Here is a 12374-nt window from a genome sequence, read left to right on the forward strand (position 1 = left end):
AAGTATGAAGAACTGGAAAACGCTGCTGCTCGGTGTCGCTATGGTTGCGAATACCAGCTTCGCCGCCCCCCAGGTTGTTGATAAAGTCGCTGCTGTGGTTAACAACGGCGTCGTGCTTGAAAGTGACGTTGACGGTCTGATGAAATCGGTGAAGCTCAATTCGGGTGAAGCCGGTCAACAGCTTCCTGATGACGCCACGCTGCGCCACCAGATCCTGGAGCGTCTGATCATGGATCAGATCGTTCTGCAGATGGGGCAGAAAATGGGTGTGAAGATCACTGACGAGCAGCTCGATCAGGCGATCGCTAACATCGCGAAGCAGAACAATATGTCTTTAGACCAGATGCGCAGCCGTCTGGCCTATGACGGCATCAGCTACGCCACCTACCGTAATCAGATCCGTAAAGAGATGCTGATTTCGGAAGTGCGTAACAACGAAGTGCGTCGCCGCGTGACTATCCTGCCTCAGGAAGTGGACGCGCTGGCAAAACAGGTGGGTAACCAGAACGATGCGAGCACAGAGCTGAACCTGAGCCACATCCTGATCCCACTGCCAGAGAACCCAACATCCGATCAGGCTGCGGAAGCTGAAAGCCAGGCGCGTTCTATTGTCGAACAGGCGCGTAACGGCGGAGACTTTGGCAAGCTGGCTATCACCTACTCCGCTGACCAACAGGCGCTGAAAGGCGGCCAGATGGGCTGGGGACGTATTCAGGAGCTGCCATCCATCTTTGCTCAGGCGCTGAGCACGGCGAAGAAAGGGGATATCGTGGGTCCAATCCGTTCAGGCGTGGGCTTCCACATTCTGAAGGTGAACGATCTGCGTGGCCAGAGCCAAAATATCTCCGTCACCGAAGTTCACGCTCGCCACATTCTTCTGAAACCGTCACCGATCATGACTGACGATCAGGCGCGTGCGAAACTGGAACAGATTGCAGCAGACATTAAGAGCGGTAAAACCTCTTTTGAGAAGGCAGCAAAAGAGTTCTCTCAGGATCCAGGCTCTGCTAACCAGGGCGGCGATCTGGGCTGGGCGGCTGCGGATATTTACGATCCTGCCTTCCGCGATGCGTTGATGAAGCTGAACAAAGGCCAGATCAGTGCGCCTGTCCACTCTTCGTTTGGCTGGCATCTGATCGAGCTGATGGACACCCGTAACGTTGATAAAACGGATGCGGCACAGAAAGACAGAGCCTACCGTATGCTGTTTAACCGCAAGTTCTCTGAAGAAGCAGCCACCTGGATGCAGGAACAACGCGCCAGCGCATACGTGAAAATTCTGAGCAACTAATGAAACAGCATCGTGTTGTGATCACGCCCGGCGAACCCGCCGGGATTGGGCCTGACCTCGTTGTCCAGCTCGCCCAGCGCAGCTGGCCTGTAGAACTTGTTGTCTGCGCCGATGCAACACTGTTACAAGACCGGGCAACGCTGCTCGGTCTGCCTTTAACGCTTATCCCTTACGTTGAAGGCCAACAGCCTGCACCGCAGCAAGCCGGTACACTCACCCTTCTTTCTGTTCCGCTTCGTACACCGGTTATTCCGGGACAACTCAGCACGGAAAACGGCCACTATGTCGTGGAAACCCTGGCGCGCGCCTGCGACGGTTGCCTGAAGGGCGAATTTGCCGCCCTGATTACCGGTCCCGTCCATAAAGGCGTCATCAACGAAGCGGGTATACCGTTTACCGGGCATACGGAGTTCTTCGAAGAGCGCTCACGTAGCCCGAAAGTGGTGATGATGCTGGCGACGGAGGAAATGCGCGTTGCGCTGGTGACCACCCATCTGCCGATCAAAGCCATTCCTGATGCGATCACCCCTGAACTCCTGCGCGAGATCATCGGGATTTTGCACCACGATCTGCAGACAAAGTTTGGGATACCGCAGCCGCATGTGCTGGTCTGTGGCCTGAATCCGCACGCCGGCGAAGGCGGGCACATGGGCACCGAAGAGATCGACACCATTATTCCGGTGCTCAACGAAATGCGGGCGAAGGGGATGAACCTCAGCGGGCCGCTCCCTGCAGATACTCTTTTCCAGCCGAAATACCTGGATAATGCCGACGCCGTGCTCGCGATGTACCACGATCAGGGCCTGCCCGTGCTAAAATACCAGGGCTTTGGCCGCGGGGTGAATATCACCCTCGGTTTACCCTTTATTCGAACGTCCGTTGACCACGGTACTGCGCTGGATCTGGCAGGCCAGGGGAAAGCGGATGTCGGCAGTTTTATTACGGCGCTTAATCTCGCCATCAAAATGATTGTTAATACTCAATGACTAATCGAGTCCATCAGGGCCACTTAGCCCGTAAACGTTTCGGGCAAAACTTCCTTAACGATCAGTTCGTGATCGAAAGCATTGTCTCGGCTATTAATCCGCAAAAAGGTCAGGCGATGGTCGAAATCGGCCCGGGTCTTGCCGCGCTGACCGAGCCGGTAGGCGAACGCCTTGACGAGCTGACCGTCATCGAACTGGACCGCGATCTGGCCGCTCGCCTGCAAACGCACCCGTTCCTCGGGCCGAAGCTGACCATCTATCAGCAGGACGCCATGACCATGAACTTTGGCGAACTGTCGGAAAAAATGGGCCAGCCGCTGCGCGTCTTCGGCAACCTGCCGTACAACATCTCCACGCCGCTCATGTTCCACCTCTTTAGCTATACTGATGCCATTGCCGACATGCACTTCATGTTGCAAAAAGAGGTTGTTAACCGTCTGGTTGCAGGCCCGAACAGTAAAGCGTATGGTCGTTTAAGCGTGATGGCACAATATTACTGCAACGTGATCCCGGTACTCGAAGTACCGCCGTCAGCGTTCACACCACCACCGAAAGTGGATTCAGCGGTTGTGCGCCTTGTACCGCACAAAACGAAACCGTATCCGGTTAAAGATCTGCGTGTACTGAGCCGCATTACCACTGAAGCCTTTAACCAGCGTCGTAAAACGATCCGTAACAGCCTCAGCAATTCCTTTACCGTTGAGGTGTTAGCCGAACTGGGAATCGACCCGGCAATGCGTGCGGAGAACATTTCCGTAGAGCAATACTGCAAGCTGGCTAATTACATCAGCGATAATGCGCCGCCGAAGGAGAGTTAAGCCATGATTGATTCGCCCCGCGTATGTGTCCATGTACAAAGCGTCTATGTTGAATCACAGTCATCACCGGACGAAGAACGTTTTGTCTTTGCTTACACCGTGACCATTCGCAATCTGGGGCGGACGCCCGTGCAGCTGCGCGGACGCTACTGGCTTATCACCAACGGCAATGGCCGCGAAATCGAAGTTCAGGGTGAAGGTGTGGTCGGTGAACAGCCCCACATCGCCCCTGGCGAAGAGTACCAGTACACCAGCGGCGCGGTGATTGAAACGCCGATGGGTACGATGCAGGGCCATTATGAAATGGTCGATGTCGATGGCAATGATTTCCGCGTTGCCATTCCCGTGTTCCGTCTCGCCGTAACCACACTTATTCATTAATCTAATGTCTACATATCTGATTGGCGACGTTCACGGTTGCTACGATGAACTGATCGCATTATTAAAACAGGTCGACTTTACGCCAGGACAGGACACGCTCTGGCTGACGGGCGATTTAGTCGCGCGTGGCCCCGGCTCCCTTGAAGTATTACGTTTCGTCAAATCGCTGGGCGACAGCGTCCGCATGGTGCTGGGCAATCACGATCTGCATCTGCTGGCGGTGTTCGCCGGGATCAGCCGCAACAAACCTAAAGATCGCCTCACTCCGCTGCTGGATGCGCCGGACGCGGACGATCTGATTAACTGGCTTCGCCGTCAGCCGCTGCTGCAGGTCGACGAGGAGAAAAAGCTGGTCATGGCGCATGCCGGGATCACCCCGCAATGGGATCTTGAGACGGCGAAAACCTGCGCGCGCGACGTTGAGGCGGTGCTGGCAAGCGACTCGTATCCTTTCTTCCTCGATGCCATGTACGGCGATATGCCGAACCACTGGAGCGAGGATCTCAGCGGTCTGGCCCGTCTGCGCTTTATCACCAACGCCTTTACCCGCATGCGCTTCTGCTTCCCGAACGGACAGCTGGACATGTATTCCAAAGAGACGCCGGAAAGTGCGCCCGCTCCGCTGAAACCGTGGTTTGCCATTCCGGGGCCGGTGACAAGCGAGTACAGCGTGGTATTTGGTCACTGGGCGGCACTGGAAGGAAAAGGAACGCCGGAAGGGATTTACGGTCTGGATACCGGATGCTGCTGGGGCGGAGAGTTAACCTGTTTACGCTGGGAAGATAAAGCTTACTTTGTGCAGCCGTCCAACCGACAGCTGGACTTAGGAGAAGGCGAGGCAGTCGCCTCCTGATACGCTATTCCCTCTCCCGGCCGGGAGAGGGAAAATCACTTAACGACGTTCCAGAATCTCGAAGCAGTAGCTGTGGGAGTTCTGTGCATCCGCGTCGTGGAATTCACTGAATACCGATTCCCACTCGTCCGGATCGTAGTCCGGGAAATGAGTATCCCCTTCCACTTCTGCATCAATGTGGGTCAGATACAGCTTCTGCGCTTTTGGCAGGAACTGCTCGTACACGCGCCCACCGCCGATCACCATGATCTCTTCGGCATTGCCGCATGCAGCAATCGCCTCGTCGACTGATTTTACCCATTCGACGCGATCGTCAGTGCCGGGCTGGCTGCTGATAACGATATTCTTACGGCCCGGCAATGGACGACCAATCGACTCCCAGGTCAGGCGGCCCATCACTACCGGCTTGTTTAACGTAGTACGTTTAAACCATGCGAGATCGGCAGGCAGGTTCCACGGCATGGCATTTTCCATACCGATAACGCGGTCCACCGCCAGCGCTGCAATCAGACTGATCATTGAAAATTTCCCGGATGCAAAAAATTGCCGCCACTATACGGAAAGCTTAATCTTTCGTCGACTGGCGGCAGAGTAAAGATAAAGAAATTTTTTAATATTGCTGGCAACTCCACTTCACGCGGAAGGTTTACTCTCCGGTTCGTCAGACGGATCGCCGGTATGCTTGCCCTCTTCCGTGCCCTGCCAGCCGTGACGCTGGATCAGCGACAGGTGATTACGGTCCTCGTTAATGATTTCCGTCAGCATGGCGCTGGTGCGTTTAAACACCGCCGCGCGCTCGGTGGCCGTACTCCCGGCCATCGCCGCCATCTCTTCGACCATCTCGGTGTTAAAGCGGCGGAACAGGTCCGCCCGCTCGCGCGCTTCATACGCGCCGAGCCCCAGATTTTCCAGCGCCATACGGCCAGATTTCAGCGCGCCTTCGAAGGTTTCACGCTCAGGGGCTTCTACGCCCGCTTGCCTGAGACGGATATAATGATCCACATCGCGGGCACGGGAAATAATGGTCAGATCCGGGAAATGTTCTTTCGCCATTTCCACCATCTGCATGCTGGTCTCCGGATCGTCAATCGCGTTAATCAATACCTCCGCTTTGGCCGCACCGGCGGATTCCAATAGATCGACGCGGGTCGCATCGCCGTAAAATACCTTCATATCAAATTTACGCAGAGTATCGACATGGTCGGGGTCGTGATCGAGGATAACCATCTTCACCCCGCTGGACAGCAGCAGACGGCCAACGATCTGCCCGTAGCGGCCAAATCCGGCAATGATGACGCGCGGCTGTTCTTCGTCAATTTCATCGGCTTCGCGCTCCTGCTCGCTACCCGATTTTTCCAGACGCGTCAGCACCACCAGCAGAACGGGCGTTGCGGCCATCGAGAGCGCGACCGCCAGCGTCAGCGCTTTCGCCCACTCGGGATCGAGCACGTTTGCCATCTGCGCAGCGCCAAAAACCACAAACGCAAATTCGCTCCCCTGCCCCAGTAGAACCGCAAACCAGCTGCGCTGCTTATTTGGAACCTTCAGCGGACGCGCAATCAGCCACAGCATTACCATTTTAATGATCAGGAAGCCGACGAGCAGGATGACGATCCGCAGCGGGTGCGTCACCAGCGTGCCGAAGTCGACGGACATCCCCACGCCGATGAAAAACAGCCCCAGCAGCAACCCTTTGAACGGCTCGATATCGCTTTCCAGCGCGTGACGGTATTCCGAGCTCGCCAGCAGGACGCCTGCGAGGAACGCCCCCATCGCCATCGACAGCCCGGCTTCTTCCAGCAGCAGACCAAAGCCAAACACCAGGAACAGCGCCACGGCGCTGAACACTTCGCGCAGGCCTGAACGGGCAACAAACCGCAGCAGCGGGCGGGTCACGTAACGGCCAAGCAGTACCACCAGCGCCAGCGCGCCCGCCACCTTCAGCGCCGACAGCGCGAAAGCGCCCAGCGTGGTAGAGGAACCGCTGGCTGCCAGCAGCGGGATCATCGCCACCAGCGGAATAGCGGCAATATCCTGGAACAGCAGCACCGAGAACGCGCTACGTCCCATCTGGGATACCGTCAGATTTCGCTCGTTCATCGCCTGCATGGCAATAGCCGTTGAGGAGAGCGCCAGCGTCATGCCGATGAGCTCTGCCACTTTCCAGTCCATACCCAGCAGGATGCAGAACCCACCCAGCAGCAGGCCGCAGGCCACCATCTGCAGTGCCCCTCCGCCAAATACCGAGGCGCGAAGCTTCCACAACCTCTGGGGATCGAGCTCCAGGCCAATCACAAACAGCATCAGCACAACGCCGATTTCAGCAAAATGGAGAATCGCCTCGGCATCCGTGACCAGTCGAAAGCCCCACGGCCCAATGACGCAGCCCGCAATCAGATAGCCGAGAACAGAGCCCAGCCCCAGGCGTACCGCCACGGGCACAATCAGCGCCGCCGCGCCGAGGTAAATCAGCGCCTGTATCAGCGTATGGCTATCCATGGTGCGTCTCCTGCCACTCAAGTAAGCGTTGTTTATAATGGCGAGCCTGCGCCTGCAGCGTTTCATCGTCGCAAACAAACGTGCAGTGCATCGCAAAAGGCGGGAGCCAGTTCAGACCGCAATAGAGCGCTGTCGCCTGCAGCGGCTGCGCCAGGACGTCAAAACCCGGGAAGGAACCGATATCAAAATGGCTTTCCCCACCGCCGGTGGTGACCGCCCACATCAGGCTTTTCCCTTTTAGCGCATGGCCGTTGTGTCCATACGCCCAGCCGTGGGAGAAGACTTTATCAATCCACAGTTTCAGCAGCGGGGGCGTGCTGTACCACTGCATGGGGTGCTGCCAGATAATCAGATCGGCACGGGAGAGCGCCTCCTGTTCGGCGGCGATATCGATATTAAAATCGGGATAAAGTTGATAGAGGGAACGTATCTCTACGTTATCAAGCGTCCTTACCTGCTCAAGCATCCGCTTATTCGCATGCGAGTGCTGCGGATAAGGATGGGCATAAATTATCAGAATCATTGATTAGCCTGTTGTTACTGCTTTCTTTTAACAAAAGAGTGTAGTCAGTAATTCAACAGGCTAATAGTGAATATTATTGACGGGCTTACGTCAGAATTCTGAATTAGTTATCCAGCTCGCCCATGGATTTCACCTGGTCACGGTTAATCTGCTCGGTTTGGCCGGTTTCGGCGTTTTTGTACGACACCAGACCGGTATCGTCATCCACCTGCGGTTTGCCGTCGGTGACGATGGTTTTGCCATCGGTGGTTTTTACGGCCTGATTAGACGAACAGCCCGCAACGGTAAACATTGCCGTAGCAGCCAGAACGGAAGCGATCAGTAATTTATTTTGCATGGTGTTTTCCCCTGCTCTCAGTTGAATTTCGTTATCGACCTAACCATTTTAGGCTAACTGACTGAAACCGGATGAAAAACCAGAAGGTTCTGAAGATGGGGAGAATGCCCGGCAGCCGAACGGCACCGGGCATTTTTACTTACTTGCTAATCTGCGCGTGCATTTCCTGCACTGAAATCACCTTCTCGGTGGCATCCGCGTTCAGCGCCATGGCCGTCGCGAAACCGCCGTTCAGGGTGGTGTCGTAGTGCACCTTGTACTGCAGCGCGCTGCGGCGAATCAGCTTGGAGTCTTCAATCGCCTGGCGGCCTGCGGTAGTGTTGATGATGTAGGTGTATTCGCCATTCTTGATACGGTCCTGAATGTGCGGACGACCTTCATGCACCTTGTTCACCAGACGCGGGTTAATACCGGCTTCACCCAGCACAATCGCCGTACCGTGGGTTGCGTCCAGCTCGAAGCCCTGTTTCAGCAGCTTGGCGGCCAGGTCAACCACGCGCTCTTTGTCGCCTTCGCGAACGGAGAGCAGCGCACGGCCTGATTTTCTCATGGTGGAGCTACTACCCAGCTGCGCCTTCGCGAACGCTTCGGCGAAGGTGCGGCCCACGCCCATCACTTCCCCGGTAGAGCGCATTTCTGGCCCTAACAGCGGGTCAACGCCCGGGAATTTGTTGAACGGCAGCACCACTTCTTTCACCGAGTAGTACGGTGGAATGATCTCTTTGGTCACACCCTGCTGCGCCAGCGTCTGGCCCGCCATCACGCGCGCCGCCACTTTCGCCAGCGGTACGCCGGTGGCTTTGGAGACGAACGGTACGGTACGTGCCGCACGCGGGTTGACTTCAATCAGGTAGACTTCGTTGTCTTTCACCGCGAACTGGACGTTCATCAGGCCGCGAACCTGCAGCTCGAAGGCCAGCTTCTGCACCTGCTGGCGCATCACGTCCTGAATCTCCTGGCTCAGGGTGTACGCTGGCAGAGAACAGGCGGAGTCGCCGGAGTGCACGCCTGCCTGCTCGATATGCTCCATGATGCCGCCAATCAGCACCATTTCGCCATCGCAGATGGCGTCAACGTCTACTTCCACCGCGTCGTCGAGGAAGCGGTCAAGCAGCACTGGCGCATCGTTGGAAACGCTCACTGCGGTCTGGAAGTAGCGACGCAGGTCGGCTTCGTCATAAACGATTTCCATCGCGCGGCCGCCCAGCACGTAGGAAGGACGCACCACCAGCGGGTAGCCAATCTCTTTCGCCTTCTCAACGGCCTGTTCGATAGCGGTCACGGTGGCGTTCGCCGGCTGTTTCAGCTTCAGACGGTCAACCGCCTGCTGGAAACGCTCGCGGTCTTCCGCACGGTCAATCGCATCCGGGCTGGTACCGATAACCGGTACGCCTGCCGCTTCCAGCGCGCGCGCCAGCTTCAGCGGGGTCTGGCCACCGTACTGCACGATAACGCCTTTTGGCTTCTCGATGCGCACGATTTCCAGCACGTCTTCCAGGGTAACCGGCTCGAAGTAGAGGCGGTCAGAGGTGTCGTAGTCGGTAGAAACCGTTTCAGGGTTACAGTTGACCATGATGGTCTCGTAACCGTCTTCGCGCAGCGCCAGCGAGGCGTGTACGCAGCAGTAGTCGAACTCGATGCCCTGGCCGATACGGTTTGGACCGCCGCCCAGCACCATAATCTTGTCGCGGTCGACTGACGGGTTCGCTTCGCACTCGTCTTCATAGGTGGAGTACATGTACGCGGTGTCGGTCGAGAATTCAGCCGCACAGGTGTCCACGCGCTTGTAGACCGGGTGCAGGTTGTACTGGTCGCGCAGCTTGCGGATTTCTGCTTCACGCACGCCCGCCAGCTTAGCCAGACGCGCGTCGGCGAAGCCTTTACGCTTCAGCACGCGCAGGAAGTCAGCGTCCAGACCGGTGATGCCCAGCTCGGCAACCTGTTCTTCCAGACGGACCAGCTCTTCAATCTGCACCAGGAACCAGCGGTCGATGTTGGTCAGGTTGAACACGCCGTCCACGGACAGGCCCGCACGGAAGGCATCGGCGATGTACCAGATACGCTCTGCGCCCGCGTCTTTCAGCTCGCGGCGTATTTTAGTCAGCGCTTCCGGGTCATCCAGGCTTACTTTCGGGTCAAAGCCGGTCGCGCCCACTTCCAGGCCGCGCAGCGCTTTTTGCAGGGATTCCTGCTGGGTGCGGCCAATCGCCATCACTTCACCGACAGATTTCATCTGGGTGGTCAGACGGTCGTTCGCGCCCGCGAATTTCTCGAAGTTGAAGCGAGGAATTTTGGTCACAACGTAGTCGATGGACGGCTCGAAGGACGCAGGCGTGCGGCCACCGGTGATGTCGTTCATCAGCTCGTCGAGGGTGTAACCCACCGCCAGTTTCGCCGCCACTTTCGCAATCGGGAAGCCGGTCGCTTTAGAGGCCAGCGCGGAGGAACGGGACACGCGCGGGTTCATTTCGATAACAATCAGGCGGCCTGTTTTCGGGTTCACCGAGAACTGCACGTTAGAACCGCCGGTTTCCACGCCGATTTCACGCAGTACCGCCATCGAGGCGTTACGCATGATTTGATACTCTTTGTCGGTCAGGGTCTGGGCTGGCGCAACGGTGATGGAGTCACCGGTGTGGATACCCATCGCATCGAAGTTTTCGATGGAGCAGACGATGATGCAGTTGTCGTTTTTATCACGCACCACTTCCATCTCGTACTCTTTCCAGCCAATCAGCGACTCGTCAATCAGCAGCTCTTTGGTTGGGGAGAGATCAAGACCGCGCTCACAAATCTCTTCGAACTCTTCACGGTTGTAGGCGATACCGCCGCCGGTGCCGCCCATGGTGAACGATGGACGGATGATGCACGGATAACCCACTTCAGCGGCAACGGCCAGCGCTTCTTCCATATTGTGTGCGATACCGGAGCGCGCGGTGTCGAGGCCGATTTTCTTCATTGCCACGTCGAAGCGGCGACGGTCTTCTGCTTTATCAATGGCGTCGGCGGTCGCACCGATCATGGTCACGCCGAACTCTTCCAGCACGCCCTGACGCTCCAGCTCCAGCGCACAGTTCAGCGCCGTCTGGCCGCCCATGGTTGGCAGCACCGCGTCCGGACGCTCTTTCTCGATGATTTTACGCACCACTTCCCAGTGAATCGGCTCGATGTAGGTTGCATCTGCCATTTCCGGGTCGGTCATGATGGTTGCCGGGTTGGAGTTCACCAGGATAACGCGGTAACCCTCTTCGCGCAGGGCTTTACACGCCTGCGCGCCGGAGTAGTCGAATTCGCAGGCCTGGCCGATCACGATCGGGCCAGCGCCAAGGATCAGGATGCTTTTTATGTCTGTACGTTTTGGCATTGTCTTCTCGGCTCCTGATTATTTAGCTGTCTTACGGTATTGCTCGATAAGTTCGATGAAGTGATCGAACAGCGGCGCGGCGTCGTGTGGGCCCGGGCTGGCTTCAGGGTGGCCCTGGAAGCTGAATGCTGGCTTATCGGTACGGTGGATACCCTGCAGGGTGCCATCGAACAGCGACTTATGGGTCACGCGCAGGTTAGCCGGCATTGAGGCTTCGTCGACGGCAAAGCCGTGGTTCTGCGCGGTGATCATCACCGTGTTGTTATCGATGTCTTTCACCGGGTGGTTACCACCGTGGTGGCCGAACTTCATCTTAACGGTGTTCGCACCGCTCGCCAGCGCCAGCAGCTGATGGCCGAGGCAGATGCCGAATACCGGGATGTCGGTTTCCAGGAAGGACTTGATGGCGGCGATGGCGTAATCACACGGCGCCGGGTCGCCAGGACCGTTGGACAGGAAAATACCGTCCGGATTCATCTTCAGCACGTCTTCGGCAGACGTTTGTGCCGGAACCACCGTCAGGCGGCAGCCGCGGTCAACCAGCATGCGCAGGATGTTGCGCTTGGCGCCGAAATCGTAGGCCACCACGTGGAACGGCAGCTCGCTCTCTTTTTTCGCTTCCGGCAGGTCGCCTTCCAGCGTCCAGCTACCCTGAGTCCAGCTGTAGGCTTCAGCAGTAGTCACTTCTTTCGCCAGGTCCATGCCGTTCAGGCCAGGGAAGGCTTTCGCTTTTTCCAGCGCCAGCGTCGCATCGAGGTTATCACCCGCGATGATGCAGCCGTTCTGTGCACCCTTCTCACGCAGCAGACGCGTTAGCTTACGGGTATCGATATCGGCAATCGCCACGATGTTATGGCGCTTCAGGTAAGAAGAAAGATCTTCGGTATTGCGGAAGTTGCTGGCAATCAGCGGCAGGTCGCGGATGACCAGGCCTTGCGCATGTACCTGAGAGGATTCTTCGTCAGCCGCATTGGTGCCGACATTGCCGATATGAGGATAAGTAAGAGTAACGATTTGGCGAGAATAGGAAGGATCAGTGAGGATTTCTTGATAACCGGTCATTGAAGTATTGAAAACGACTTCCCCAACCGCCGAACCTGTTGCCCCTATGGCCCGACCGATAAACTGGGTTCCGTCTTCCAGAACCAATAGCGCTGACTTAATCAAAACACCCTCCAGAGAATATTCACTCACTTTATTTGCATATTAATTCATAACCGTGTCATGAATCAATGCAAATGTGTTGCCAGCGGATTTTTGGCAAACGGCGGCATTCTGGAGATTTGGTGGGTAAAAGTCAACTTAAAACGGATATTTTGTTT

At 56.7% G+C, this 12374-nt stretch carries 11 protein-coding genes; 5 read left to right on the top strand and 6 right to left on the bottom strand.

Features of this window, described 5'->3' with window-relative positions; genetic code table 11:
* Window positions 1-4: 4 nt before the first annotated feature.
* Genes surA through apaH form a run of 5 tightly spaced genes read left to right on the top strand, consistent with a single transcriptional unit; the run spans window position 5 to window position 4329 of the window.
* The gene (gene surA / locus LRM19_RS11265) at window positions 5-1291 is read left to right on the top strand and encodes a peptidylprolyl isomerase SurA (RefSeq protein WP_115876459.1); all 1287 of its coding nucleotides are present in this window, start codon (window positions 5-7) and stop codon (window positions 1289-1291) included.
* Window positions 1291-2277: a 4-hydroxythreonine-4-phosphate dehydrogenase PdxA gene (gene pdxA, locus LRM19_RS11270; RefSeq protein WP_032660737.1), complete on the top strand. Its 987-nt coding sequence runs from the start codon at window positions 1291-1293 to the stop codon at window positions 2275-2277. Before surA ends, pdxA begins: the two co-directional genes overlap by 1 nt.
* Window positions 2274-3095, top strand: a complete 822-nt coding sequence (rsmA, locus tag LRM19_RS11275) for a 16S rRNA (adenine(1518)-N(6)/adenine(1519)-N(6))-dimethyltransferase RsmA (RefSeq protein ID WP_023310362.1) — start codon at window positions 2274-2276, stop codon at window positions 3093-3095. The genes pdxA and rsmA overlap by 4 nt, the downstream gene beginning before the upstream one ends.
* Window positions 3096-3098: 3 nt before the next feature.
* A complete protein-coding gene (gene apaG / locus LRM19_RS11280) occupies window positions 3099-3476 on the top strand; it encodes a Co2+/Mg2+ efflux protein ApaG (RefSeq protein WP_008502021.1) in 378 nt (125 codons plus the stop codon).
* 4 nt (window positions 3477-3480) lie between these two features.
* Entirely contained in the window at window positions 3481-4329 is an 849-nt protein-coding gene (gene apaH / locus LRM19_RS11285; RefSeq protein WP_115876460.1) for a bis(5'-nucleosyl)-tetraphosphatase (symmetrical) ApaH, read from the top strand.
* Window positions 4330-4368: 39 nt separating this feature from the next.
* On the opposite strand, the gene folA is transcribed toward apaH, so the two are convergent.
* The 6 genes from folA to carA form a co-directional block, all read right to left on the bottom strand.
* A complete protein-coding gene (gene folA / locus LRM19_RS11290; RefSeq protein ID WP_008502023.1) occupies window positions 4369-4848 on the bottom strand; it encodes a type 3 dihydrofolate reductase in 480 nt (159 codons plus the stop codon).
* 114 nt (window positions 4849-4962) lie between these two features.
* Window positions 4963-6828: a glutathione-regulated potassium-efflux system protein KefC gene (gene kefC / locus LRM19_RS11295; protein ID WP_115876461.1), complete on the bottom strand. Its 1866-nt coding sequence runs from the start codon at window positions 6826-6828 to the stop codon at window positions 4963-4965.
* The gene (gene kefF, locus LRM19_RS11300; RefSeq protein WP_047173708.1) at window positions 6821-7351 is read right to left on the bottom strand and encodes a glutathione-regulated potassium-efflux system oxidoreductase KefF; all 531 of its coding nucleotides are present in this window, start codon (window positions 7349-7351) and stop codon (window positions 6821-6823) included. Before kefF ends, kefC begins: the two co-directional genes overlap by 8 nt.
* Window positions 7352-7454: 103 nt before the next feature.
* Entirely contained in the window at window positions 7455-7688 is a 234-nt protein-coding gene (locus LRM19_RS11305) for a YgdI/YgdR family lipoprotein (protein ID WP_003856439.1), read from the bottom strand.
* A 139-nt stretch (window positions 7689-7827) separates the two neighbouring features.
* On the bottom strand, window positions 7828-11052 hold the full coding sequence (carB, locus tag LRM19_RS11310; protein WP_111964067.1) for a carbamoyl-phosphate synthase large subunit: 3225 nt from the start codon (window positions 11050-11052) through the stop codon (window positions 7828-7830).
* 18 nt (window positions 11053-11070) lie between these two features.
* A complete protein-coding gene (gene carA, locus LRM19_RS11315; RefSeq protein WP_010427050.1) occupies window positions 11071-12219 on the bottom strand; it encodes a glutamine-hydrolyzing carbamoyl-phosphate synthase small subunit in 1149 nt (382 codons plus the stop codon).
* Window positions 12220-12374: the final 155 nt, after the last annotated feature.

Origin of the sequence: Enterobacter sp. PI-10 (genome assembly GCF_027947695.1) — a bacterium.
Classification (GTDB): Bacteria; Pseudomonadota; Gammaproteobacteria; order Enterobacterales; family Enterobacteriaceae; genus Enterobacter; species Enterobacter vonholyi.

Bases quoted from the DNA above. Each gene is read 5' to 3' on its own strand.
- surA (WP_115876459.1), top strand. From the start codon at position 5: ATGAAGAACTGGAAAACGCTGCTGCTCGGTGTCGCTATGGTTGCGAAT.
- pdxA (WP_032660737.1), top strand. From the start codon at position 1,291: ATGAAACAGCATCGTGTTGTGATCACGCCCGGCGAACCCGCCGGGATT.
- rsmA (WP_023310362.1), top strand. From the start codon at position 2,274: ATGACTAATCGAGTCCATCAGGGCCACTTAGCCCGTAAACGTTTCGGG.
- apaG (WP_008502021.1), top strand. From the start codon at position 3,099: ATGATTGATTCGCCCCGCGTATGTGTCCATGTACAAAGCGTCTATGTT.
- apaH (WP_115876460.1), top strand. From the start codon at position 3,481: ATGTCTACATATCTGATTGGCGACGTTCACGGTTGCTACGATGAACTG.
- folA (WP_008502023.1), bottom strand. From the start codon at position 4,848: ATGATCAGTCTGATTGCAGCGCTGGCGGTGGACCGCGTTATCGGTATG.
- kefC (WP_115876461.1), bottom strand. From the start codon at position 6,828: ATGGATAGCCATACGCTGATACAGGCGCTGATTTACCTCGGCGCGGCG.
- kefF (WP_047173708.1), bottom strand. From the start codon at position 7,351: ATGATTCTGATAATTTATGCCCATCCTTATCCGCAGCACTCGCATGCG.
- LRM19_RS11305 (WP_003856439.1), bottom strand. From the start codon at position 7,688: ATGCAAAATAAATTACTGATCGCTTCCGTTCTGGCTGCTACGGCAATG.
- carB (WP_111964067.1), bottom strand. From the start codon at position 11,052: ATGCCAAAACGTACAGACATAAAAAGCATCCTGATCCTTGGCGCTGGC.